A 24846-nucleotide genomic window follows, 5' to 3' on the forward strand; every position below is an offset into this window, starting at 1 on the left:
TGTTTATGTCGAGCAAGAAAAAATCGCTGGAGATCGAAACCCTGCGGGGTCTGGCGTGCCTGCTGCTGGTGCTCTATCACGTCATTGGCCCGTTGGGCGGAGGCCTGAAGATCGATCTCGGCTCACCGTTCCGGGTGATCGCCGACTCGATGGTGTACGTGCGCATGCCACTGTTCACCTTCATTTCCGGCTACATCTATTCGATCTACAAAATTCGCGGCAATGACTTTTCCGCGTTCTTCAGTGGCAAGGTGCGACGGCTGATCGTACCGCTGTTTTGCGTCGGTGTGCCGTTCTCGGTGTTGCAAGCGGTAGGGCCGGGGGTGAACAAGGACGTCGGCGTGATCGATGCGCTGTTGTCGTTCTGGGTGCCGGTCAATCACTTCTGGTTCCTGCAGGCGGTGTTCATCATTTTCATGTTCGTCGGTCTGCTGGAATGGCGCGGGATGCTGCGCTCGATGACGCGTTTGTATCTGCTGTTCGCCTTCGCTGCGGCGGTGTTTCTGTTGCCACCGTTCAAGCTCGATGCGTTCGGCATCAATGGCGCGATTTACCTGCTGCCGTTTTTTGTGGCGGGGATGATCGGCCAGGAAAATGTCGAGGCGTTGAAGCAGCGGTTCAAGGTGGTCGGGCCGCTGGTGTTTGTGTTGATTTCGTTGACGCTGCTGTACGTGGCGGCGATTGATCGTGAGTTGATTGTCGACCGCCGCAGCCTGATCGGTCTGACCGTGGGGTGTGTGTCCTGCATTGCTTTGCTGTCGAGTGACATGCGCTCGAAGTGGCTGACCTGGCTGGGCGGCTATTCTTACGCGATCTTTCTGTTCCATGTGCTGTTCGCGGCGACTTCGCGGTTTGTCATGGGGCGGCTGGGGGTGAAAGACGAAAGCATTCTGGTGCTCAGTGGGCTGCTGTTCGGCCTGTTGGGGCCGGTGGTGCTGTCGATGATTTTCAGCCGCTTCAATGTCACTTCGGTGCTGTTTCTTGGGGAGCGTGCGGCGAAGAAAAAACCGCTGGCGAGCGTTACTCCGGTGGTGCCGGCCAATAGCTGAAAGGCTTCGCGAGCAAGCCCGCTCCCACAGGGGTTGTGTGAGTTGCCGAGATCCAATGTGGGAGCGAGCCTGCTCGCGAAGGGGCCATTCCAGACTGAAGGAAATAACGCATGTTGGTAGTAAATGACGCTCAGCCCGTCGCGGCGTCGGTGGTGGAAGTGGGCGATGCCCGCGAGCGCTTTGCGCAGTGGCGCGAAGGCAAGGCCGGGAAGGTCTTGTCGGTCTCGGTGATCGGCGACAGCTACAGCGCCGGGCAGGATTTCTACCTGAACAAACTGGTGCAGCGCGTGGCCGGCGAGGTCGGTTTTGCCGGTCCCGGTTACGTCGGTTTCAACCACGGCGCCGCGCTGGGGGGCACGCATTTCAAATACACCCGCAGCAGCGAAAAATACTTCGGTGGTGGCTGGCAAGTGTCCGGTCTGGGTCAGGCCAGCCCCGACAGCCGCACGGTGACCGGCAAGCCCGGCGCCTGGCTGCAAATCGATGCCAGCCCGACACCGGCCATCGACACCCAAGTCACCCAGGCGAAATTGCTCTATCTGGGCAACGGCGAAGCCAGTGAGCTGCGCTACCGCTGGACACCCTCGGAAGACTGGCAGCCATTGACGCTAAAGGGGTCGGGCGTTCAGGAAGTACCGCTTGCAGGTCTCTCTTCAGCGCCAGACTGGTCGTTCAAGCTGGAAGTGGTGAAGGGCGCACCGACCTTGTTTGGCTTGTGGATGAGCAACGAACAGAACGGCGTGCGGGTGTCGAAACTGGCGGCCTCGGGCGCGGCATCCGCGGATTTCTATCACCAGGACCCGCAATGGCAGGTGCAGTGGAAAATCGCCGTGTCGAAGATCCCCGCCGACGTTTACCTGATCATGCTCGGCGGCAACGATCAGGGCTTCGGGGTCAAACCCGAACAGTACCTGCACAACGTTCAGGGCCTGGTGGCGATGATCCGCGAGATCCAACCGGCGGCGAGCATCAACCTGATCATGCGTCAGGACACCACACGTTCTAGTGCCTATCCGATGTCGGCGTATGCGCAGGTGCTGCAGCCGTGGGCGCATGAGCAGCAGCTGGGTTTTGCCAATCTGCAATGCGCGTTCGGCCCTGACGTCAAACGCTATGCGGCGGCGATGATCGGCCCGGACAAGATTCATCCGCAGCCGGCCACGGGCGGGAAAGTGATTGCCGATTACTTCTATCGCTGGATCGTCAGTGGCATCAACGCGGACAGTTGCGACTTGTAGGAGCTGCGGCACGCTGCGATCTTTTGATCTTGCTCTTGAAAACAAAATCAAAAGATCGCAGCGTGCCGCAGCTCCTACAGGAAAGTGTTTTTATTTGAAGTTATCTATCTGGCTGAGGAGCTCAGCCGTTTTCTGCGGCATCAGTTGCGTGGCACACCGCGTCTCGACATTGATGATGATCGCCGGCTCGTTGCAGCACAGGCGTACGCGGAAGCGCCAGTCGCTAAAGATCACTTTCAGGCCATCACGGTCGTCCATTTCCAGCGCCTGCTCGGCATACAGTTGTTTCAGATGGGCGAGCAGGGGATAGGGATTCGCCAGCGTCCGGCGAATGTCGCCGGACGAGGGAAACATGCCGATGCGTTCCACCAGCAAAATACTGCCCAGCCATGACTCGTTGGCGCTGGCCAACGGCTGATGGTGTGCCAGCCAGCTCACCGTGCCGAGGTTGCCCACCTCCCGTTCAATCTCTGCTGCATGCTGTGCCATGTTCATGGGTTGCCTCCTGAAAAGAGAAGTGGGCGGGGACCGTCTCAGCGGCCCTTGAGGTAGACGTTGTCGTAGCAGAAGTTGGTCGCCTGCAAATAACCCTCGGCGTCGCCGCAGTCGAAGCGCAGGCCCTTGAACTTGTAGGCCAGCACGCAACCGTTCTGCGCCTGTTTCATCAGCGCGTCGGTGATCTGGATCTCGCCGCCCTTGCCCGGTTGGGTGTCGGCGATCAGGTCGAAGATGTCCGGCGTCAGGATGTAGCGGCCGATGATCGCCAGGTTCGACGGCGCGTCCTGCGGCGCCGGTTTTTCCACCATGTTATTGACCCGGTAGATGCCCTCGGAAATCAGCTCGCCGGCGATCACCCCGTATTTGTGGGTCTGGTCGGCCGGGACTTCCTGGATGGCGACGATCGAGCAGCGGAATTTCTTGTACAGCTGGATCATCTGCGACAGCACGCCGTCACCTTCCAGGTTCAGGCACAGGTCATCGGCCAGCACCACGGCGAAAGGTTCATCGCCGATCAACGGACGGCCGCTGAGAATCGCGTGACCGAGGCCCTTCATTTCCACCTGACGGGTATAGGAAAAAGTGCAGGTGTCGATCAGCTCGCGGGTGCCAGCGAGGAATTTCTCTTTCTCGGTGCCGCGGATCTGGTGTTCGAGTTCGTAGCTGATGTCGAAGTGGTCTTCCAGCGCACGCTTGCCCCGACCGGTGACGATGGCCATGTGTTGCAGGCCGGCGTCCCGTGCTTCTTCAACGGCGTATTCGATCAACGGCTTGTTGACGATCGGCAGCATCTCTTTCGGCATGGCTTTGGTCGCCGGCAAGAAACGCGTGCCGTAACCGGCAGCGGGGAACAAACATTTACGAATCATAAAAGTATCCTGGACAGTCATGGAACACAGGCAACGGGTGCGCGCACTTATCAAAGCGCACAAGTTTCAATGATTATTGAACGAGTACTTTAATACCTGAGTCAGGTTGTTAATGGCAATTAGCGCAGGGGGTAAAACATGACAATGTTATGAGATGTCGGTTAAGGCGTTATTAGTTATTTTTAGTCGGTATCTGTTGATAGTGATGAGTGTACTTGGGGTGCTAATAAGTACCGGGCAATACAGTTTGACCTGCAAAAATATTTATTGCCAGTGGTTGAACTAATTTTGTTTAAGGCTGTTGTCGTCCTTATTTGTGTGGTGCGCCACAGATTCAATGAAAGGGACTTGACAGGCTACTTGTCACTTATCCAATGACGGACCGCGCTATGAAGATTCTGGTAACGGGTGGCGCCGGCTATATCGGCTCGCACACCACACTTGCGCTGCTTGAAGCAGGTTATGAAGTTGTTGTACTGGATAATCTTTGCAACAGCAGCGATGCGGCATTGCACGCGATAGAAGGTATCTGCGGCAAAAGCGCGTTGATGATTCGCGGCGATGTCTGCGACCGGGCGTTGCTGGACCGGATTTTTCGCGAGCATGCGATCGACGCGGTGCTGCATTTTGCCGGGCTCAAGGCCGTCGGCGAGAGCGTGCGCAAGCCGCTGGATTACTACGAAAACAACGTCGGCGGCAGCATCACCTTGTGTCAGTCGATGGCCGCAGCGGGGGTGTTCCGGCTGGTGTTCAGTTCGTCGGCCACGGTGTACGGCGAGCCTGAGCAGATGCCGATCCGCGAGGATTTCCCCACCGGCATTCCGACCAATCCTTACGGTCAATCCAAGCTGATCGTCGAGAACGTGCTGCGCGACCTGAGTCAGGCCGAGCCGCGCTGGAGCATCGCCTTGCTGCGTTACTTCAACCCGATCGGCGCGCATCACAGCGGGCATATGGGCGAAGACCCCAGCGGCATCCCCAACAACCTGCTGCCTTACATCAGCCAGGTCGCGGTTGGCAGCCTGCAGGAGTTATCGATTTTCGGCGACGATTACCCGACGATCGACGGCACCGGGGTGCGCGATTACATCCATGTTGTCGACCTCGCCGATGGCCATCTCAAAGCCTTGCAATCGATTGCCGACCGCCCGGGCATCCATACCTGGAACCTCGGCACCGGCGACGGCTACAGCGTGATGCAAGTGCTGCATGCCTTCGAACAAGCCAGTGGACGTCCGGTGCCGTACCGGGTGATGCCACGGCGCAGCGGGGACATTGCCGAGAGCTGGGCCGACGCCTCGAAAGCGCAAAAAGAACTCGGCTGGAAAGCCACGCGCAGTCTGCAGGACATGGTCACCGATACCTGGCGCTGGCAATCGAATCATCCACGCGGTTATCTCGAATGATGTCGTTCTAATACTGAATGTTAGTTTCGGTCAGCTGTTAGATATCGTCGGGAAAATACGCTGGAAATGCCTTTTGCAAGTCCGTAGATATAAACCTGCCGTTCGACTTTTATCAGTTGGGTAAGACTGTGAAAGAACGACGGATCTTGTTCGCGCTTTTCGCGGACTTGAACGCTACCACCGCTAACAAAGACCGGTTTTTAACAGGTCGAATGTTAGAAAGGAGTTGATATGAAAAAAGTGATGGCGATTGCCCTGTTGACGATGTTGAGCAACTGGGCGTCCGCTGCTGAAGCGCCGCTTACTGCGGTGACCAATGTATCTGGCAGTGTGGCGGCTTCTACAGCGCCTGCTGCCAGTACTGCAATGGTTGCCAGTGCAGTCGCAGCGTCCAACAGCGGCGGAAGTGCCAACGGCGGTACCACTGGCACCACCGGTACTACCGGCACCACCGGCACGCACAACTAACAGGAATATTTGTTAGTGCAGTACAGGGTCGCCCGACGCAAGTCGGGTGACTTTATTTTTAGATTCGCCCTTGAATAGCGTAGTGCCATTATGACTCGTAGTTTTTCTCTTTTGCTGTTGGCAAGTATCGCTTTGCAAGGTTGCATGTTTTCCCCCGGCCAATACCTGAGCACCGGCGACATCACGCGCCAGGGCGCCAGCGAAAGCAGTCGGGTCGAGCTGATCCCGATCACGCCCAAGCTGATCTCGATGACCCGCGCCACACAAAAGCGTGAGACGGTACCGGCAGAGTTGTTGGCCACGCCTGCGGAATACCGCATCGGCAGCAACGATGTGCTGTACATCACGGTCTGGGATCACCCGGAGCTGACCGCGCCATCGGGGGCACAACAGCAGATCGACGCCAACGGTCGACTGGTGCGCTCCGATGGCACGCTGTACTACCCGTTCATCAAGGAAGTGCAGGCGGCCGGCAAGACTATTCAACAGCTGCGCTCGGACATCGAAACACGCCTGTCGGCGTTCATCGCCGAGCCGCAGGTGGATGTCGCGGTGCTGCGTTTCGCCAGTCAGAAAGTGGTGGTTTCCGGTGCCGTGGCCAAAGCCGGTCCGCAGCCGATTTCCACCAACCCGCTGAGCGTGGTCGAGGCCCTCGGCACTGCCGGCATCGACACCAACAACGCCGACCTGTCGGGCCTGTTGCTGACCCGCAATGGCCGGGTGTATCCGCTCAATCTCGACTCGCTCAACCAGCAGGATTCCGAGTTGCAGCACGTCTTCCTCAAGGGCGGCGATCAGCTGTATCTGCCGTACAACGACAACAAGCGCATCTACGTCATGGGTGAGGTCAATCAGCCCCGCGCGCTGAGCTTCAAGACCGCGACGATGAACCTCTCCGACGTACTCGGTTCGGTCGGCGGCTTGAGCCAGACCACCTCCAACGGCAATGCGGTGTACGTGATTCGCGGGGTGGAAAACCTCGATATCGAGCCGGCGAAAATCTATCAACTGGAAGCCCAGTCGCCGACCGCCATGGCACTTGCTTCGCACTTTCAAGTGCGCCCCCAGGATGTGGTGTACGTCGGCCCGGCCAACGTCACGCGCTGGAACCGCTTCATCAGCCAACTGGTGCCGTCGGCATCGATTGTCGGGACCGGGGCTTCCGCTGCGAAGAACTGGAGCGAATTCAGTAACAACAGCAAATAAGGCAGACCGTGAAAACCTTGAAAGTTGGCGTCTGCCTGATGGCGGCCTTGATGTTGTGTGGCTGTAACCCGCTGATGACCGCTTCGGTACGCAACCTCAAGTCGGCGGTGATCGGCCCGGACGAGCTGGACGTGAGCGCGGCCCAGGTGGCCGAGGTCAAGTATCCGCAAGTCAAACTGACCACGCCGTCCGGCTCCGGGGTGCTGGCGCTGGTGCGCGAGCGCGGCGACCTGCAGTTCTGGGTCGCTTCCGGCAAACAGGTGTTGCTGCTGCGTGACGGCCTCGTTGTGCGCACCATCGGCCTCGGCGTCGAGGGCGACCTGGACGGTACGCGACTGGCCGACAACGCGCCGTTCAAGCGCGGCCTGCATCAAGTCGCCGATGGCTTCACCAGTCAGCGCTGGATCGATCTGTACAAGGGCCAGGAAGTCGGCTTGATCGTCAACAGCCGGTTCTCTCGCCGATCCACGCAAACCCTGCAAATTCTCGACAAGGAATACACCGTGCTGCGTGTCGACGAACGTATCGACGTCCCGGCGATCGGCCTGCGCGCGACCAACCATTACTGGGTCGATCCGCTGGACGGATTCATCCTGCAGAGCGAGCAGCAACTGACCACGCAACTGCGCGTGCGCATCGTGCAACTGACCCCTGATCGCAGGCACCTGCCGTGAAGCGCCTACGGATGTTATCGGCGGGTTTGCTGTTGCTCAGCGGCGTCAGTCAGGCAGCGGTCACGGTCAGCGGCGATGTGGCCAATCCGGGGCCGGTGGAGTTGCCGCCGGGCGGGCGCTTGCTCGACGTAATCAGCGTGGCCGTACCGAATGCCGAAGGTTACTGGCTGGCCGGCGTGTTGCTGCGCCAGTCGTTGCTGGAACAGCAGGCGCGGCTCAAGGCCGGGGTGTTGTTTGATCTCGATGTGTTGCAGCGCATGGCCTCGTTGTTTGACCGACCGAGTCGCGCCGCGCTGGCGCTGCGCCTGGCCGAGCAGGTGCGGCAGATGCCGGTCACCGGGCGTCAGGTGGCGGACCTCGATCCGGTCGCGGTAGAAGTCGGTTTCGCGCGCAACATTCGACTCGATGATGGCGATCGTCTGATCTACCCGAAGCGGGTCGACGAGGTGCAAGTGCTGGGCGCGGTCGCCGAAACCTGTCACCTGCCTTATCAGCCGCTGCTGGAGGCGCGTGAGTATCTGGAAAGCTGTACGCCGCTGGACGATGCCGAGGCCGATTACCTGTGGCTGATCCAGCCCAATGGTGCGGTGCGGCGGGTGGGTATCGCGCACTGGAATCGCGAGAGCGGGCAGCTCCCCGTGGCCGGCAGCAAGATTCTGGTGCCGGTGAAAAACGATGATCTGGATCCGCCTGTTCCTGAACTGAATCAGCAGTTGGCCGAATTGATTGCCACGCAGCTGGCTGAGGTGGTTCGTTGAAGTTACGTTTTGCAGCTGTGTTGTTATTGCCGTGCGGTCTGGTGCATGCCGAGCCGCGTATTACCCAAAATGATTTCGGCGGCACCGGTCTGTTGCAGACCCCGACCGCGCGCATGGCCCCGGCCGGCGAACTGAGCGTCAACGCCAACCGCACCGAGCCTTACAGCCGCTACAGCGTGTCGTTGCAGCCACTGGACTGGCTCGAAGGTTCGTTCCGTTACACCGCGATCACCAACCGGCCGTACGGCTCCGAGGCGCTGAGTGGCAGCCAGAGCTACAAGGACAAGGCGGTCGACGCCAAAGTCCGGCTGTGGCAGGAAAGCCACTGGGCGCCGGAAGTCGCGCTGGGCTTCCGAGACATCGGTGGTACGGGCTTGTTCTCCAGTGAGTTCTTCGTCGCCAACAAACGCTTCGACAATTTCGATTTCAGCGCCGGCATTGCCTGGGGTTATCTCGGTAATCGCGGTGATCTCGACAACCCGCTGGGTTACGTCAGTGATCGCTTCGACACCCGGCCGGCCCTTGAGGGTACCGGTGACGTCAACTCCGGCTCGTACTTTCGCGGCCGACCGTCGTTCTTCGGTGGTGTGAGCTATCAGACGCCGTGGGATCGACTCAGCCTGAAGCTCGAATACGAAGGCAACGACTACAAGCACGAGCCGAAGGACAACGTGATCAAGCAAGACTCGCCGATCAACTTCGGCGCGGTGTTCAAGGTGGCCGATTCGGTGGACGTCAGCGCGGCGTGGGAGCGGGGCAACACGGCGATGTTCGGCATCACCTTCCACACCAATTTCGTCAGCCGCAAGGCGCCGGCCAAGACTTACGATCCGACGCCGGAACCGCTGCCGGCGAAGATGCCGACCACGCCGATGGAACAAGTCAACTGGGCCGACGTATCGCAGCGCCTGCAGCAGAATGCCGGGTACAAGGTCGAGCGCATCAGTCAGCGTGATTCCGAGCTGATCGTCTACGGCGAGCAGCAGCGCTACTTCCATTCGTCGAAGGCTGTCGGCCGCGCGAGCCGGATTCTCGATAACAGCGTGAACGACGACATCAACTGGTTCACCGTGGTCAACAAGCGCTACGACCTGCCGCTGGAAGAGACCAGCGTGCCACGCCAGACCTTCCGCGAAGTCATCAACAACGAGGAACCGCTGGAGTCGTTGCACCGCACCACCGAGATCAACCCGGCGATGCCGCACAACGAGAAAACCCTCTACAGCGAAGCGCCGCAGCACTTCAATTATGGCGTTGGGCTGGGCTTTAAGCAGAACGTTGGCGGGCCTGATGGTTTGCTCTATCAATTCAGTGCCGACGCGGACGCCGAGTACCGCTTCAACCGCAACACCTGGTGGAACGGTCTGCTCAGTGCCAATCTGGTGAACAACTTCGACAAGTTCACCTACGATGCGCCGAGCGGCCTGCCGCGGGTGCGTACCGATTTGCGTCAGTACCTGACCACCTCGGAAGTGACCATGCCGTTGTTCCAGGTCAGCCACGCCGAGCAGTTGGACAAGGACCTGTATGGCATGGTCTACGGCGGCTATCTGGAGTCGATGTTTGCCGGCGTCGGCGGTGAGGTGCTGTTCCGGCCGACCGGTGAGCGCTGGTCGGTGGGGGCGGATCTGAACTACGTGCGCCAGCGCGAGTTCGACCAGGGTTTCGGCCTGCGCGACTACTCGGTCTGGACAGGGCACATCACCGGTTACACCGACTTGCCGTACGACACGCTGGCAGCAGTCAGCGTCGGACGTTATCTGGCCGGCGACTGGGGCGGTACGCTGGACATCTCCCGCGAGTTCTTCAATGGGGTGCGCTTCGGTGCCTGGGCCACGATCACCACGGCTGGCAGCGCCGAGTACGGGGAGGGTAGTTTCGACAAGGGCATCTACCTGTCGATCCCGTTCGACGAAATGATGAGCATGTCAACCATGCGCCGCGCCAACCTGGTCTGGGCTCCGCTGACCCGTGACGGCGGCGCAAGGCTCAATCGCAGCTTCCAGCTGCACTCAATGACCGATAGCCGCGAGGGCGACATGTTCTATCGCAACTTCTCGAAGATTACCGAGTAAACCCCGGGCCTTCTCGACCTGTGGGAGCGGGCTTGCCCGCGAAGGCGTCGGCACATTCAACATTTGTGCTGCCTGACCCACCGCTTTCGCGGGCAAGCCACGCTCCCACAGTGTTTTGTGGTGAGGCACATATCCCGATCCATACCGAGATCCCCTGTGGGAGCGGGCTTGCTCGCGATGGCGTCGGCACATTCAACATCTGAGCTGCCTGACCCACCGCTTTCGCGGGCAAGCCACGCTCCCACAGTGTTTTGTGGTGAGGCACATATCCCGATCCATGCCGAGATCCCCTGTGGGAGCGGGCTTGCTCGCGAAGGCGTCGGCACATTCAACATCTGTGCTGCCTGACCCACCGCTTTCGCGGGCAAGCCACGCTCCCACAGTGTTTTGTGGTGAGGCACATATCCCGATCCATGCCGAGATCCCCTGTGGGAGCGGGCTTGCTCGCGAAGGCGCCGGCACATTCAACATCTGTGCTGCCTGACCCACCGCTTTCGCGGGCAAGCCACGCTCCCACAGTGTTTTGCGGTGAGGCACATATCCCGATCCATACCGAGATCCCGTGTGGGAGCGGGCTTGCTCGCGAAGGCGTCGGCACTGCCACTCTCGCAACCGCCTGACCCACCATCAAATCCCACCCACAAAAAAGGGGACTTTCGTCCCCTTGCGGTATTGCCTGGCTTGTCACCAGCCCATCAATAAATATCTTTCGACAACAACGTAAACGGCGTCTTTACCAGGATCTTCAGATCCAGCCACAACGACCAGTTGTTGATGTAATGCAGGTCCATCTCCACCCGACGCTGCATCTTGTCGATGGTGTCGGTCTCGCCACGGCAGCCGCTGATTTGCGCCAGCCCGGTGATGCCCGGTTTGATTCGATGGCGAGCCATGTACGCGAGGATTTTCCCCGAGTAGTAGTGGTTGTGCGCCACCGCGTGCGGGCGCGGGCCGACCAAAGCCATCTGCCCCTGCAGCACGTTGAACAATTGCGGCAGCTCATCCAGCGAGGTGCGGCGTATGAAGCGCCCGACCGCAGTAATACGCGAGTCATTGCGGCTGGCCTGGATCACCTCACGGTCATCGTGCACGCGCATCGAGCGGAATTTCCACACCTGAATCACCTTGCCGTTCCAGCCGTGGCGATCCTGCTTGAAGAACACCGGCCCCGGCGAGTTGATCTTCACCGCCAGCGCGATGAACAGCAGCACCGGGCTCAGCAGGATAATCGCCAGCAGCGCCACGCCTTTTTCCACCAGACTCTTGCTCAGCGCAGCGGTAGGGCGGCTGGTCAGCGGACTTTCGTTGAGGCAGATCGCCGCCAGACCATCCACGACCTTCACCGAGTGGTTGAGCAGGGTCAGACTGTTCAAGTCCGGCACCCAGACCACATCGACGTTGGCGCCGAGCAAATCGACGTACATCGCTTCGATTTTCGCGGCCTCAGCCAGCGGCAGGGTGATGTACAACCGGCGGATGTCATGGTCTTTGATCAGCTTGAGCAGATCTTCCTGATCACCGACCACACGCGGTGCATCCGAATCCAGATTCGGTGTCGCGCCATTGCTGACCAAACCCACCAGCGGCAGGTTTTCCACCTGACTGATCTTCTTCGCCAGACCCAGAGCCAGCTCGCCAGTGCCGACGATCAGGGTCTTCTGCGCGCTGGTGCGTGAACGCTGGTAGTACTTGGAAAAGGCATGCAGCGGCGCGTACATCAACGCCTGACCGAGGAAGCCGTAGACCGCCCAGCTCAGCGTCACCTCGCGGGAGAACACTTCGTCGGCCTTGCACACGAACGCGATGCCGGCCAGCGCCACCATGGTCATCGACCAGCCCATGAACAAGCGTCCAAGCCCGGTCAGGTAATTGTCCTGCTTGCGGTACACGCCGCTGAACGTATACGCCGGTACCGAGGCCAGTACCGCCAGTGTCGCGCACATGCGGTAATAGAACTCGACGGTGCCCGTCTGCCGTTCAGCCAGTATGAATAACAACGCAACAATGAAAGCCTGCGCCAATGCCCATTGGCCCCAGAAGGTAAGTCCCTTGAGGCCGTTATTTCGATTGATCCGTAGAGAAAGTTCCATGAGATATCCCCAGAAATACGTCCATTCAGGTTTCGACAGTTGAAGTCCGAGTTGCTAGATAGGCTTGTTGTTGTTATTGGACGAGTGTCCTGAGGTAACAACGTCGATAGGCCGAACTGTCGTCAATCAATAGACTAAGTTATTGCCGGAGAGGGTGTCTGACGAGTTCTAACAAGATGGCACAGTGCCAACTTTTTAATAATCAAATACAAGGGTGTTAGAAAAGGTCGCAGAGCGGGGGGTGAATAAATTATGTTGTGTTTGTTACTGTAGGAGGGGTGGAGGCAGGGAGCTATTATTACCAGGGGAGGTGAAGCCAAACAGAGTGCTCTTGTTGTTTTTGTAATCGCACTGTTTTCTGTTTGTTTTGTTCGCGGATATCGGCGGTATTTACGCAACGATTTCCTGAATGAGGCAATAACCGCGGTTTCTTACGGCACGGAACAATCGCTCACCATTACTCGCGTTTTTGAACTTGTCCTGCAGGCGACTCAGGCACATCTCCAGGCCCCGATACTGCTCCGGCTCGCGGCCGATGCTGAGGATCAGGTCATCTCGACTGACTACACGTTCTTCGTGATGGAGCATTTTGCGCACCAGCGCGGTTTCCAGTCCGGTAAGGCTGATCTCGACGCCTTCCTTGACCAGGGCCCCTTGATCGTTGTCCAGATGCCAGGTTTCGTTGCAAGTGGCGGCGTCTTCGATGGCAGCAGTGCGGTTGTCGCTCTCTGCACTTTGAAACGGCTTCGCCGATTGTGCGGACAACCATTCCGATTCGAGGGTGGCCAATATGCGCTGGGTGTCGTGTTCAATCGTGCGGGCAACGTTTTTCCGGGTGCCCCTTGGGTAAGTGAACTCCATCAGCATGGGAGCGGAAGAGGGCGAAGTAGCACCTTCAATAAACATTTGTGCCTGAGACGTGCCAAACGAATTGAAGCGCTCGCTGGACAGAATGCTCTCAAGTTCACGCTGCGACGTTGTACTGTTGGTCACGACGACAAAATATTTTCTTGGGAGGGTTGTACTAGTTTCCATGTCTCTCTCCTAAAATGTGCACCAAAATGGGCGAAAAGGTAAATCGGCAGGCGAGCAATAACTTCCTTGGAAGTAACCGATAGGCAGGGTCTGGGCCCAAAATGGCCTCGATAAATTCCACTCGTTCTGCTGCTATGTTGTTAAGTTTATTGTTATGGTTCGGTGTAGCCGTGCTCATTCAATGGCTTGATTATTAGTAGATTTGAAGTACAACTTGAGCTGTATGGTTGCATATGACGATCCTTCGTGATTATGCAAAGAGAATGGCTGCCCGAGAGTCAGGCAGTCGATATCAGACCCCGCATCAGGCGATAGCCGTAGCCGCGGATGCTCTGAATCGCATTGGTACCATACATGTCCTTGATTTTTCCACGCAAGCGGCTGATGGATTTTTCCAGCGCTCTCGGATCGTAGAAATTGGTATTGAGCCCCATGATGCTGGCGATTTCATCATGGCTGAGAATGTGATTGCTGGTCTGCGCAAAGGCTTCCAGGATCTTCATCTCGGCGAACGAAATGTCGAGTTTCTGGCTGGTGCCACCCTGCAGGCAGATGCGCGTTGGGTCGAGCGTGAGGTTGATATCCCGCTGCCATTCTTCGCTGTTGAAGAACTCACCGAGCAACTCGTCGCCCTCGTCGGAAAGGGTATTGAGTTTGATACAGAAGTCGGCACCGGCCAGGAAGTACTTGATCTTGTTGAAGGCGCCGCGACCGGTAATGACTGCGCAGATGATTGGCTTCAAGTTGTCGGAACGCAGGTTTTCGATCAGCGCAAGATTGTCCTCCAGCGCTTGCGGAGTGTCGATAACGATGAAAATGGCTCGATACGAACCAGAAAGTTCATTGTTATAGGAACTAGTGTACGAACTGGCCTCAAGTGCCATATCAGTGCGTACGTGCTTTGCGATCAGCGCACTAAAATGTTCGGCCACGCCACGGGTACGGCCCAGTGTGAGAACACCGGGTACGTCGTTTGTCGGGCGCGGACTTCTAGTCGCCAAGTTCCCTGAGAGCATCATGCTTTGACTCGAATTAGGTGCTGACATCGGGATGTTAAAGCACCGGTTCTCATCTGTGACTGACAATTGGTAACATTCACGCGATTTTTAGACGTGGCTCCCGAGTTTTCTAACAATAATTAAGCATTTCAAGCTTTTAGTTGATTTTCTTGGGGTTGTGAACTAGTCGTTACATGATGGCGATGTGGAATTGTGCCACTATTTTGAATCTATGGCGATGCCTTTATTCATGTCCAATTGCCACTGTCGACGATCCTGAGACAATGTGAGCTGGATCACACTTTATTGGCCAGTCGAACTTTTTTCTACTATAGCCCTAAATATTTTTCGTGTAGTTCGTAGGCGGACGTTTATTAACATGGCTTGAGTGTGTCTTTTGATAAGACATATTCTCCGTCGCCTGATCGGGCAATGGGTGTCGCGTTATACCGATTGTTTAACTTCAGATACTCAATTCCTGAATGCAGTTGACCGGTCGCTCATCAAGAGCGCTCTGACGGAGGATTAATGGATTTCTGGACCTTTATCCAGGTGTTGATATTGGGCGCGGTAGAAGGCCTGACCGAGTTCTTGCCGATCTCCAGTACCGGCCACCAGATCATCGTCGCCGACCTGCTGGACTTCGGCGGCGAACGCGCGATGGCGTTCAACATCATTATTCAGCTGGGCGCGATCCTGGCCGTGGTCTGGGAGTTTCGCCCGAAGATCTTCGACATCGTCAAAGGCCTGCCCACCCAACGCAATGCGCAGCGTTTCACCCTCAACCTGCTGATAGCTTTCCTGCCGGCGGTGGTCCTCGGCGTACTGTTCGCTGACAAAATCCATCAATACCTGTTTAACCCGATCACTGTGGCCATGGCCTTGGTGGTGGGCGGCATCGTCATGTTGTGGGCCGAACAGCGCAACCATGTGGTGAGCGTCGATCACGTTGACGACATGCGCTGGTCAGACGCGTTGAAGATCGGTTTCGTGCAATGCCTGGCAATGATTCCCGGCACGTCGCGCTCCGGCTCGACCATCATCGGCGGTTTATTGTTCGGCTTGTCCCGGAAAGCCGCCACAGAGTTCTCGTTTTTCCTCGCCATGCCGACCATGGTCGGCGCTGCGGTGTACTCCGGCTACAAATACCGCGACCTGTTCCAGGCCAGCGACCTGCCAGTGTTCGCCCTTGGTTTCGTCATCGCCTTCATCTTCGCCATGATCGCCGTGCGCGGCCTGCTCAAATTCATCGCCAACCACAGTTATGCGGCGTTCGCCTGGTATCGGATCGCGTTTGGCTTGTTGATTCTGGCGACGTGGGTGTTTGGCTGGGTGAACTGGACGGAAGCTGCGGCGGGGTGATGCGCACGCCAGGCGGATCAACCCGCCTGGCACGTTTTACGGAGGGAGGGCATCAACGCCCTTGCAGTAACTCGCCAGCCTGATCCAGCAACGCCAACGGATCCTTGGCCTTGTGAATATCCACCGACAACAACTGGCGGAATTTACGCGCCCCCGGGAACCCGGTACCCAGCCCCAACACATGCCGGGTGATGTGATGCATCGCACCGCCCGAATGTAAATGCTCGGCAATATATGGCCGCAACTGCGCCAGCGCCTCGGCACGGCTGATCACCGGCGTGCTGCTGCCGAACAGCTGCTGATCGACCTCCGCCAGCAAATACGGATTGTGATAAGCCTCACGCCCGAGCATCACACCGTCAAAGGTCTGCAAGTGCTCATGGCAGGCCTCCATCGTCTTGATCCCGCCGTTCAGCACAATCTCCAGCTCCGGAAAATCCGCCTTTAACTGCGCCGCCACGTCATACCGCAACGGCGGAATGTCGCGATTCTCCTTCGGCGACAACCCCTCCAGAATCGCAATCCGCGCATGCACGGTAAAACTGGTACACCCGGCGTCCCGCACCGTACCGACGAAATCACACAACTCGGCGTAACTGTCCCGCCCATTGATCCCGATCCGATGCTTCACCGTCACCGGAATCGACACCGCATCGCGCATCGCCTTCACACAATCCGCCACCAACTGCGGATGCCCCATCAGGCACGCACCGATCATGTTGTTCTGCACCCGATCACTCGGGCAGCCAACATTAAGGTTCACCTCGTCGTAACCATGCGCCTGCGCCATGCGCGCGCAAGCGGCCAGATCCAGCGGAACACTACCGCCGAGCTGCAGCGCCAGCGGGTGCTCGGCTTCGTTGTGACGGAGGAAGCGTTCGTGATCGCCGTTGAGGAGGGCGCCGGTGGTGACCATTTCGGTGTAGAGCAGGGCGTTCTTCGACAGGAGGCGTAGGAAGTATCTGCAATGCCTATCAGTCCAGTCCATCATCGGGGCAACGGAGAAGCGGCGGGAGAGTGGGGCGGGTATGGCGGAGATAGGGGACATTGGCGGTTCTGGATTGGGTGGGGCTGGGAGGTGGGGGAGTTTATCAGGAATGGGGGGCGGACGGGTTTGATAGCTGGCGGAGGTCTATGCTCAAAAATTAGCCAAGCATTGGGGGAATGCTTGGCAGTAATAAATCTACCCCCTTTTAATTGAAGAACTGATCGAAAACGATCACAAAAGGACGCTCATGAGCGGTAAATTTCGGATCAGCGTTGGTACCATCATTGCTCTTTTGACGCTTTCTAACAGCGCGCTTGCTGATAATTGCGAGTCAATCCTTTCGAAACTTTATGCGGAGCGTCACTTAACACTGGATAGGCAAACCGAAGGCAAACAGACAACGCACTTTCGTGATGGGCAATACATGACTTTGTCTCTTAGCTGCGCAACCGGCCTACCGAATGTTGCGATCTCATGGGACGGTCCGACCCCGGATCAGCAATTCTATGATCTAGTAGGAAGGGCAGGTAGTTTGGTTTCGACACGATCGGCCGCCGATATTATGAAATATTCGAAGCAGTGTAGGGCGCGGGCGCTTAATGATAGCGGAGAGATCGCTACGGTTGAGCAGAGAGGAGTTGCAATTGAGTGCCAAGCTTTCGTTCGTGACGGTGGTGGGACGATGATTTATATATTCTCCAAGTGAGGTCCGCTTTTTTGAGCGTTCCTGTCTAGACTTTCTGATCGTCCTTGCCGTTTTTGAACGGATCTTCGCTAAGGGCCTCTAGCGAAATTTGATTGTTTGTTGCAGGTGATAAGTTGGTGTGCTTTTTGGTACTGCATTCCTTTCGGGTTGTTAATAATGAGTTTCTATGTTGTGCCAAATATATTTGTATCTGAGTTTTAGCCATTTTACCAATAGGGAGTTTAGCTGGCTCTTCATCCAGTTATGTTTCTTTGCGTTAAGCATTTCTTCAATGTCGCTTTCCAGTTCTTCTCTATTGAAACAAAGCCAGATAGTCGGAAGTGTGCTTTCAAGGTTGGAATGACAAACAGGCGCCACTTCTTCAAACAAAATTCGCTTGATTTCGTCTCTATCAAATTCTTCTGTCTGCCGCGCAATCGCAGCGTAGTCGACTTCGTTATCAACGAATGCGTCTGACAATGCCCAGCGAATATCCGCTCTTTGTTGCTTTGTCATAGCGCGTCCCATTTAGAAAATTCCTCCAACTCTTCATCAAAGGTATCAGCAACAACGCTACCAGCGATGCCTCCTGCAATACTGCCTGCCAATACGATTGCTACAGCACATGCAATGGCACCAGGCCCGCAAAATGCGGAAACGCCCAAGCCCGCCAACCCACCACCCGCAGCCCCACCGCCGATGATGATTCCTTGTCTGGCTGTTTCCTTCATTTTGTTGTCAGCATTCATAATTTCATAAACGGCGAAGGTGGCGGTGACCAATAAACCGACTTTCCCCATAATTCTTAATTTCTTGGTTCCCCTACTTACCGGTGCATTGTCCCGACCTGCTGAGTCAAGAATCTCATAGTAAACTTTGCTTTTTTGTTCCGGAGTAAGTTTGCTGTACTCCACTTTTGCGGTTTTTAGTGCGTATTTATCTAGCGTTTCCTGAAGCGTTGGAGGAAGTCTCTTTTTTCTCTCGGCAAAGGCCACGCCTTGTGCCGAAGTGTATTTTCGATGCTCCAGCAAAATTCTGTTTCGCATCTCTTGGCAGAACGCTGCTCCTTCTTTAGCACTAAGCCTTCCTGCAGCAACTTCGGCTTTTGTTTCCACTGACATACGTTTGATGTTGTTCATGTAGTTGGTGCGTACTTTTGCATCCGATATAGCGTCTACAGAAAATCTTGTAGCAGCACCTTCCATTCCCGCAATAGCCATATCCAAGGGCGAATTTTCGAGCGCGTGTGCTTTCTGGACAACGTAGCTTCCCGTGACGAGCAATGGTTCAGTCATGAAAAAACCCTTATTTCAAAGAAGCGTTGAATAATGTATCGAAGATCGAACCAGCGGCCGATTCCTCTTGTGTACCGAATTCAAGCTTGTGACAAATTTTCCCGGGGATATTGAGAAATTTCACAGTGTTGGCGTTATCAAAAACGCCTGATAGGGTAGTTCCGTCGTCAAAGTGTGCGGTGCAACTCATGCCCTGATATGACTCCTCCCCTGGGATATTGAAGCTGATCCAACCAGGGTGAACGATGATAGGGGTAGGGGCTGTAAAGGGAGCTGGTGTATGGGAGTCACCGATGATCACTGTTCCCGATCCACCAATCACAACGTCTCCATGCGTACCAGTGGTGCCGACAAGCGCGGCATTTTTGCCATTGATGAACACTGTCCCTGAAACCGCTGAAGCTAATGCGCTGCCACAAGTGCAAGCGTCGCCTTTTCGAGCAGCCGCAAGTCCGTCGAAGAATACGTCGGGGGAACCGGAGGCGATGGCTTTGGGGCCGTGCCCAGGCATTGGGCAACTGGTGGGATCGCTGATGCGTGCGGCTGGCTTTGCCATGTTTGACTCCCTGTCAACGAATGAACCGGTGCCGACTTTATCAGACTCGGCTGGGCCCGTGTCTTGGTACAGCGCCTTCAATTTAAACAGTTGAGATTCAGCCTGTTTAAAGTGTTGTGGTCAGCACGGATCCGGCCCTACACCACCTTGCGCCTCCCCCTACAACTAAGACAGAATCCGCCGGCTTGTGCGTCTAGCTCGCGGGTTCTATCGTCCCTGTGTCACTGAAAACCAGTGATCGGGTTTGGTAGCCCGCTTCGTTTCTAGACTCATGGCATCACCGTGTGCAGTCCTTTCTCGGGGCTCACATTTCATGGTGGTCATGCGTGGGGCTCATTCGTGGGCGCCGGGTTCTAGTGCGACCGGTCTACCAACCCGCGTATGGCCGCCACCTATCGTTTGGTAGCGAGGGTGATGGCTCCTTTTAGTATTCGCACTAGAGGCTCCATCCATGTTCAAACCAACACCCAACCCACCCGAATCCAACCCCGCATCCCCCTACGAATCCCTCGATTCCCGCAAACTCCACGAAGCCGCCGAACGCGCCCTCGATCACTACCTCACCCCGGCCAGCCAGATCATGGCCAGCGGTGATCAAACCAGACCAATGTTCCTCGCCAATCCGGCCTACGACACTGAATCCCTGCTCGCCAACGCCAGTGAATCATTGGGTTCCGCCACGACCATGCTCAACGATTTCGCCGCGTTGCTGGATGTCTCGCACCGCAAGACGCTGCTGGGCATTGCGCAGGTGGTGATGTTGGGGGAGTTGGCGGTGAATCAGGCGTTGGATAACGTCGAGCTCAAGGCGTAGTTCGCGGCCCTCCGTGGCGAGCGGCGAGGTCGTGGTCGCGGAGGGCGTTCTGTCGATGCGCAAAACAACCGCCGAAAATGGCGGGTTTCAGCCTGTTTCCGCAGCAATAGCGATGTGCCACAAAAAATGATGGCAATGCGGCATCACGCGATAAAAAAAGTTCAACAATTATACAAAAATATAAAGTTGTACAACTTTTCCCAAAATTTATAGCATCCGTTCCAACACCTTTGCTGAAACGATAAATCCAGCGTCAGTCCTGGGTTTGTCCGCTGGTGCGTGGGCCGTCGGTACGGCTTTTCGCGTCAGGTTGTTGCAGCCGGGTCAGTGGAAGCTGCCCGTATTTCGCCCAGGACGACGACCCCGAATATGAGCGGTAACTCCGGTTATCAGAGATCTACTTTTTGTGCCTGACGCTGAATCGCGTCAGGGCGTTAGAGGCTGAACATGGCAGAAGCATCGAATTTCCTGGGCAACATCAAGGTTTCCCGAAAGTTGGGGGCCGGGTTTGGCGTTCTTTTGCTGGCGGTGGGGGCGGTGGCCTTCATTGGCTATAACAGCAGCAATGTGCTGGTTGATCGCCTGGGTACCACGCGTTTGATCGGTACGCTCAACGATGCGACGCAGGACATGCGGCTGTCGGAGAAGCAGTACGAAGCGGCGGCGGATGTCGCTTATGCCGAGGCCTATCAGTCGCAGCTGACGGTGTTGCAGGGGCTGATCGCCAAGGCGTTGCAGACCCTGACGCGGGCGGAAAACCAGCAGGCCTTGAAGCGTTTGCAGGACACCACGCTGGCTTACGATCAGCAGGTCAAGCGTTTGGTCGAGGCGGACAAGGCGACCAGCGATGCGCTGAAACCGTTGGGGGCGATGTCGGACAAGTACGCCGAGACCTTCAACAGCATGTTCGAGAGCACCACGGCCAGCGCGTTGGCGTCTGCCGACAGCGCGCGGGTGGCGGACTTGCGCACCGTGGCGGATCTGCGCAATGGCATGACGATGTTTCGGCTGATGTTGCGGCGTTATATCGCCGTGCCGAGCGAGGCCAACAAAAAAGTGCTGCTGGACACCACCGATGCCTTCCTGGCCGACATGAGCAAGGCGCGCAGCGGTTTGCCGGCGGCCTTGTCGAGTCAGCTTGAAGAGGCGCAGGCCGGCATGCGCCGTTATCGCGAGGTGCTGGTCGAGGTCGCCGCGCTGTTCGAGCAGAAGCAGAGCCTGCGTCAGCAGGTGGATCAACAGAGCCAGGCGATGGACAGCATCATGACCGGCCTGATGGACACCCAGCAGCGTCTGGCGCGGGACGATCAACAGCGTGCGTTTATCCAGATTGCCGTGCTGACGGTGCTGGCACTGGTGGTCGGTCTGTTGGCTGCGGTGCTGATCTCGCGGCAGATCACCGGGCCGCTGGCGCTGACGGTGGAGCTGGCGCGACGGATTGCCAAGGGCGATCTGACGGTGCAAGCCAAATCCAGCCGCAAGGATGAGTTGGGCGATCTGCAAAACGCGATGCAGGACATGGCGCAAAGTCTGAACACGTTGGTGCAGGGGATCGGTAACGGCGTGACACATATTTCGACGTCGGCGGAGAAACTCTCGGCGATGAGCGAACAGACCAGCGCCGGTGTGCGTCAGCAGAAAGTCGAGGTGGATCAGGTCGCCACGGCGATGCACGAAATGGCCTCGACGGTGCAGGAGGTGGCGCGCAACACCACCGACGCATCCGCCGCCGCGACACTGGCCGATCAGCAGGCGCGTCACGGCAGTGCGGTGGTCAAGCAGGCGACTGTGCAGATCAGCGAACTGTCGGTGGCGATCGAGGAGTTGGGCGCGGCGATGAACGTGCTGTCCCAGGACAGTGAGCAGATCGGCAAGGTCATCGATGTGATCAAGGCTGTCGCCGAGCAGACCAACTTGCTGGCGCTGAACGCGGCGATTGAAGCGGCGCGGGCGGGGGAGCAGGGGCGTGGTTTTGCCGTGGTTGCCGATGAAGTGCGCTCGCTGGCGCAGCGCACGCAGGATTCGACCAAGGAAATCGAAGCGCTGATTGTCACCCTGCAACAGGGCACGCAAGCGGCATCTACACTGATGACATCCAGCCGCGAGCGCACGCTGGACACCGTGGTGCTGGCGCAGAAGGCCGAGCAGGCGATTACCGAGATCAACCATTCGATCGGCACGATCCAGCAAATGAGCCTGCAGATTTCCGCCGCCGCCGAGCAGCAAAGTGCGGTGGCCGATGAGATCAACCGCAGCATCGTCAGTGTGCGCGATGTGGCCGATCAGTCGGCCGTCGCCAGCGAAGAAAGTGCTGCCGCGACCATTGAGCTGGCATCGCTGGGGCAGGACCTGCAACGCATGACGGCGCATTTCCGCACCTGATGGCATTTCGCAATGAACTTGGCCGGAATTGACCGGTCAGCCTGTATAAGCGGGGGCCGCCAAGCGGCGCCACCCGGTCCGTGCAGTGATTTTTTTCTGGGCCATGGATGGTTGCAACCCGCTCTCAGGGGGCGTCATGACCAATACACCAATTTTCCCCCAGCCCAGCGGGGGGTGCCAAGGATGCCGGCAAAAAGGCGAGGCCGATATGGCGTTCTCCTTCGCGTTCCAGCCGATTGTCGATGTGCGTGATCAATCGACCTTCGCCCACGAGGCATTGGTCCGGGGCGTGCAGGGCGAAGGGGCGCTTTCGGTTCTGCAGCAGGTCGATGACCAGAACCGCTATCGCTTCGATCAACTGTGCCGCGTGCGTGCGATCTCCACGGCTGCGCAGTTGGGGCTCACCGGGTTTCTCTCGATCAATTTCCTGCCCAACGCGGTGTATCGCCCGGACATGTGCATTCGCAGCACGCTGGAGGCGGCCCGCGCACATGCGTTCCCGCTCGATCGGCTGATCTTCGAAGCGGTCGAAGGCGAGCACGTCGAAAGCAACAAACACTTGATGAACATCTTGCGCGAATACCGCGAGTTCGGCTTCAAGACCGCCATTGATGACTTCGGTGCGGGGTATTCCGGGCTGAACCTGCTGGCGGACTTTCAGCCGGATCTGATCAAACTGGACATGGCGCTGATTCGCGATATCCATCGCGACCGCGTACGCCAGGCGATTGTGCGTGGCGTGGTGGGCATGTGTGCCGAGTTGGGCGTCGAGGTGATTGCCGAGGGCATCGAGCACCCCGAGGAGCGGGATTTTCTCGCTGATTGCGGGATTTATCTGATGCAGGGATTCTGGTTCGCCAAACCGGCGTTTGAGGCGATGGCGCAGATTCCTGCGCAGGCGTGGCAACCGATCTGACGGGGGCTGGTCTTTGAGCCTGAGCCATCACGTTGAGGTGACGGCTCAGGCGTGCAGATTCAGCCAAACTGGCTCGCCGACTCCACTGCCGATTTCGTCTGCCTTGAGCGAGTCAACTGGTAAGCAATCGCCAACCATACGAACCAACCCGGCATGACCATCAAGGCAATCCGCGTGTCAGGTCGCAATGCCAGCAGACACAGCACAAAGCCTAGAAATGCCAGGGAAAACCAGGCCATCGGTACGCCGCCGGGCATCTTGTAAGCCGACTTCGCATGCAGGTCCGGGCGTTTTTTGCGATAGGCAATGTACGACGCGAGGATGGTCGACCAGGTGAAAATCACCAGAATCGCCGACACGGTGGAGACGATGGTGAAGGCGGTCATCACTTCCGGCACGATGAACAGCACCAGCACCCCAATCAGCATCAGCAGTGTGGTGAACGCCAGACTCAGCAGCGGCACGCTGTTACCTGACAGTCGCCGGAAGATGCCCGGAGCGTTTTGCTGGTTGGCCAGGCCGAACAGCATGCGGCTCGATGAAAACACGCCACTGTTGGCCGATGATGCCGCCGATGTCAGGACCACGAAGTTGACGATACCGGCGGCCGCGGGAAACCCAGCCACGAGAAACAGTTCGACAAAGGGGCTCTTGACCGGAGACACCTGCTGCCACGAGGTCACGGCAATAATGCAGGTCAGTGCCAGCACGTAGAACAGGATGATCCGCAGCGGAATCGAGTTGATGGCCTTGGGTAAAGTCCTCTCTGGAGATCGGGTTTCAGCGGCGGCGGTGCCGATCAACTCGGTGCCGGCGAAGGAGAAAATTGCCATCTGAAATCCGGCGAAGAAGCCGAACAAGCCGTTAGGGAAGGCCGCCTGTTTATCCACCAGGTGACTCAGGGATGCGGTGACGCCACTCGGGGACACGAAGGAAGTGGCAATCAGCACGGTGCTGACGCCGATCAAGGTCACGACGGCAATGATTTTGATGATCGCGAACCAGAATTCCACCTCACCGAACAGCCTGACCGTCAGCACATTCAGCGCAAACAACGTCGCCAACATGCCGACGGCGGGTATCCACGCCGGTACCTCGGGGAACCAGTACTGGAAGAATCCACCGACCACGACGGCATCGCCGATCACCGCCACGCTCCAGCTCAACCAATACGACCAGCCGAGAAAAAATGCCGCGCGCGGGCCGAGGTAGGCGCCGGCAAAGTCGGCAAAGGTTTTGAAGTTCAGGTTGGACAGGAGCATTTCGCCCATGGCGCGCATGACGAAAAAAACGAACAGACCGATGATCATGTAGATGAGGATAATCGACGTCCCGGAGAGGGCGATGATCTTCCCGGAGCCCATGAACAGGCCCGTACCGATGGCACCGCCCATGGCCATTAATTGGATGTGACGATTGCTGAGCGTGCGCTGCAGCGCGGGCTGTTCAAGCAGCCCGGAAGGATTCGATTTCATTGCAAAACC

At 57.4% G+C, this 24846-nt stretch carries 23 protein-coding genes; 13 read left to right on the forward strand and 10 right to left on the reverse strand.

The window, feature by feature from the left end; translation table 11 throughout:
• Nucleotides 1-5: 5 nt before the first annotated feature.
• Together H043_RS0108435 and H043_RS0108440 are read left to right on the forward strand one after the other, a co-directional pair.
• Nucleotides 6-1049: an acyltransferase family protein gene (locus H043_RS0108435; protein WP_027611478.1), complete on the forward strand. Its 1044-nt coding sequence runs from the start codon at nt 6-8 to the stop codon at nt 1047-1049.
• A 110-nt stretch (nt 1050-1159) separates the two neighbouring features.
• Nucleotides 1160-2287, forward strand: a complete 1128-nt coding sequence (locus H043_RS0108440; RefSeq protein WP_027611479.1) for a GDSL-type esterase/lipase family protein — start codon at nt 1160-1162, stop codon at nt 2285-2287.
• Between the two features lie 90 nt (nt 2288-2377).
• Here the strand turns inward: H043_RS0108440 and H043_RS0108445 are convergent, their stop codons facing one another.
• Together H043_RS0108445 and galU are read right to left on the reverse strand one after the other, a co-directional pair.
• On the reverse strand, nt 2378-2782 hold the full coding sequence (locus tag H043_RS0108445) for a mannose-1-phosphate guanylyltransferase (protein WP_027611480.1): 405 nt from the start codon (nt 2780-2782) through the stop codon (nt 2378-2380).
• A 38-nt stretch (nt 2783-2820) separates the two neighbouring features.
• Nucleotides 2821-3654 carry a UTP--glucose-1-phosphate uridylyltransferase GalU gene (gene galU, locus H043_RS0108450; protein ID WP_027611481.1) on the reverse strand — a complete coding sequence of 278 codons (834 nt, stop codon included), beginning with the start codon at nt 3652-3654 and terminating at the stop codon, nt 2821-2823.
• Between the two features lie 389 nt (nt 3655-4043).
• On the opposite strand from galU, the gene galE reads away from it, so the two are divergent.
• The 6 genes from galE to H043_RS0108480 all read left to right on the forward strand — a co-directional run bounded on the left by galE (nt 4044) and on the right by H043_RS0108480 (nt 10241).
• Complete coding sequence (gene galE / locus H043_RS0108455) at nt 4044-5060, forward strand: UDP-glucose 4-epimerase GalE (protein WP_027611482.1); 1017 nt, start codon at nt 4044-4046, stop codon at nt 5058-5060.
• Between the two features lie 231 nt (nt 5061-5291).
• On the forward strand, nt 5292-5528 hold the full coding sequence (locus tag H043_RS0108460; RefSeq protein WP_003226528.1) for a hypothetical protein: 237 nt from the start codon (nt 5292-5294) through the stop codon (nt 5526-5528).
• Between the two features lie 144 nt (nt 5529-5672).
• Nucleotides 5673-6734 carry a polysaccharide biosynthesis/export family protein gene (locus H043_RS0108465; protein WP_049827822.1) on the forward strand — a complete coding sequence of 354 codons (1062 nt, stop codon included), beginning with the start codon at nt 5673-5675 and terminating at the stop codon, nt 6732-6734.
• A gap of 8 nt (nt 6735-6742) precedes the next feature.
• Nucleotides 6743-7408: a YjbF family lipoprotein gene (locus H043_RS0108470; protein ID WP_027611484.1), complete on the forward strand. Its 666-nt coding sequence runs from the start codon at nt 6743-6745 to the stop codon at nt 7406-7408.
• Nucleotides 7405-8166 carry a capsule biosynthesis GfcC family protein gene (locus tag H043_RS0108475; protein ID WP_027611485.1) on the forward strand — a complete coding sequence of 254 codons (762 nt, stop codon included), beginning with the start codon at nt 7405-7407 and terminating at the stop codon, nt 8164-8166. The genes H043_RS0108470 and H043_RS0108475 overlap by 4 nt, the downstream gene beginning before the upstream one ends.
• On the forward strand, nt 8163-10241 hold the full coding sequence (locus tag H043_RS0108480; RefSeq protein ID WP_027611486.1) for a YjbH domain-containing protein: 2079 nt from the start codon (nt 8163-8165) through the stop codon (nt 10239-10241). Before H043_RS0108475 ends, H043_RS0108480 begins: the two co-directional genes overlap by 4 nt.
• Nucleotides 10242-10936: 695 nt before the next feature.
• Here the strand turns inward: H043_RS0108480 and H043_RS0108485 are convergent.
• The 3 genes from H043_RS0108485 to H043_RS0108495 all read right to left on the reverse strand — a co-directional run bounded on the left by H043_RS0108485 (nt 10937) and on the right by H043_RS0108495 (nt 14385).
• Nucleotides 10937-12331, reverse strand: coding sequence for an undecaprenyl-phosphate glucose phosphotransferase (locus tag H043_RS0108485; protein ID WP_027611487.1), 1395 nt, complete (start codon nt 12329-12331; stop codon nt 10937-10939).
• A 390-nt stretch (nt 12332-12721) separates the two neighbouring features.
• Nucleotides 12722-13366: a helix-turn-helix domain-containing protein gene (locus H043_RS0108490; RefSeq protein WP_027611488.1), complete on the reverse strand. Its 645-nt coding sequence runs from the start codon at nt 13364-13366 to the stop codon at nt 12722-12724.
• 278 nt (nt 13367-13644) lie between these two features.
• Nucleotides 13645-14385 (reverse strand): winged helix-turn-helix domain-containing protein, encoded by a 741-nt coding sequence (locus H043_RS0108495; protein ID WP_027611489.1) that lies wholly within the window; start codon nt 14383-14385, stop codon nt 13645-13647.
• A 507-nt stretch (nt 14386-14892) separates the two neighbouring features.
• Here H043_RS0108495 and H043_RS0108500 point away from each other — a divergent pair.
• On the forward strand, nt 14893-15726 hold the full coding sequence (locus H043_RS0108500; RefSeq protein WP_027611490.1) for an undecaprenyl-diphosphate phosphatase: 834 nt from the start codon (nt 14893-14895) through the stop codon (nt 15724-15726).
• A 52-nt stretch (nt 15727-15778) separates the two neighbouring features.
• Here the strand turns inward: H043_RS0108500 and dusA are convergent, their stop codons facing one another.
• Complete coding sequence (gene dusA, locus H043_RS0108505; RefSeq protein WP_027611491.1) at nt 15779-16774, reverse strand: tRNA dihydrouridine(20/20a) synthase DusA; 996 nt, start codon at nt 16772-16774, stop codon at nt 15779-15781.
• A gap of 187 nt (nt 16775-16961) precedes the next feature.
• Here dusA and H043_RS0108510 point away from each other — a divergent pair, with 187 nt between their 5' ends.
• Nucleotides 16962-17420 carry a hypothetical protein gene (locus tag H043_RS0108510; RefSeq protein WP_027611492.1) on the forward strand — a complete coding sequence of 153 codons (459 nt, stop codon included), beginning with the start codon at nt 16962-16964 and terminating at the stop codon, nt 17418-17420.
• Between the two features lie 150 nt (nt 17421-17570).
• Here the strand turns inward: H043_RS0108510 and H043_RS0108515 are convergent, their stop codons facing one another.
• From H043_RS0108515 to H043_RS0108525, 3 genes are read right to left on the reverse strand one after another with little or no spacing between them, the layout of a single operon-like run.
• Nucleotides 17571-17927, reverse strand: a complete 357-nt coding sequence (locus H043_RS0108515) for a hypothetical protein (RefSeq protein WP_049827825.1) — start codon at nt 17925-17927, stop codon at nt 17571-17573.
• A complete protein-coding gene (locus H043_RS0108520; RefSeq protein ID WP_027611494.1) occupies nt 17912-18694 on the reverse strand; it encodes a hypothetical protein in 783 nt (260 codons plus the stop codon). Before H043_RS0108520 ends, H043_RS0108515 begins: the two co-directional genes overlap by 16 nt.
• A gap of 10 nt (nt 18695-18704) precedes the next feature.
• Nucleotides 18705-19250 carry a PAAR domain-containing protein gene (locus tag H043_RS0108525; protein WP_027611495.1) on the reverse strand — a complete coding sequence of 182 codons (546 nt, stop codon included), beginning with the start codon at nt 19248-19250 and terminating at the stop codon, nt 18705-18707.
• A gap of 451 nt (nt 19251-19701) precedes the next feature.
• On the opposite strand from H043_RS0108525, the gene H043_RS0108530 reads away from it, so the two are divergent.
• The 3 genes from H043_RS0108530 to H043_RS0108540 all read left to right on the forward strand — a co-directional run bounded on the left by H043_RS0108530 (nt 19702) and on the right by H043_RS0108540 (nt 23362).
• Nucleotides 19702-20064, forward strand: coding sequence for a DUF6124 family protein (locus H043_RS0108530; RefSeq protein ID WP_027611496.1), 363 nt, complete (start codon nt 19702-19704; stop codon nt 20062-20064).
• A 447-nt stretch (nt 20065-20511) separates the two neighbouring features.
• Complete coding sequence (locus H043_RS0108535) at nt 20512-22446, forward strand: methyl-accepting chemotaxis protein (protein WP_027611497.1); 1935 nt, start codon at nt 20512-20514, stop codon at nt 22444-22446.
• A 208-nt stretch (nt 22447-22654) separates the two neighbouring features.
• Nucleotides 22655-23362, forward strand: coding sequence for an EAL domain-containing protein (locus H043_RS0108540; RefSeq protein ID WP_256214148.1), 708 nt, complete (start codon nt 22655-22657; stop codon nt 23360-23362).
• Nucleotides 23363-23421: 59 nt separating this feature from the next.
• Here H043_RS0108540 and H043_RS0108545 read toward each other — a convergent pair whose 3' ends face one another.
• Entirely contained in the window at nt 23422-24837 is a 1416-nt protein-coding gene (locus tag H043_RS0108545; RefSeq protein ID WP_027611499.1) for an amino acid permease, read from the reverse strand.
• Between the last annotated feature and the right edge of the window lie 9 nt (nt 24838-24846).

Origin of the sequence: Pseudomonas sp. URIL14HWK12:I6, assembly GCF_000514195.1 — a bacterium.
In the GTDB taxonomy this organism is placed as follows: Bacteria; Pseudomonadota; Gammaproteobacteria; order Pseudomonadales; family Pseudomonadaceae; genus Aquipseudomonas; species Aquipseudomonas putida_A.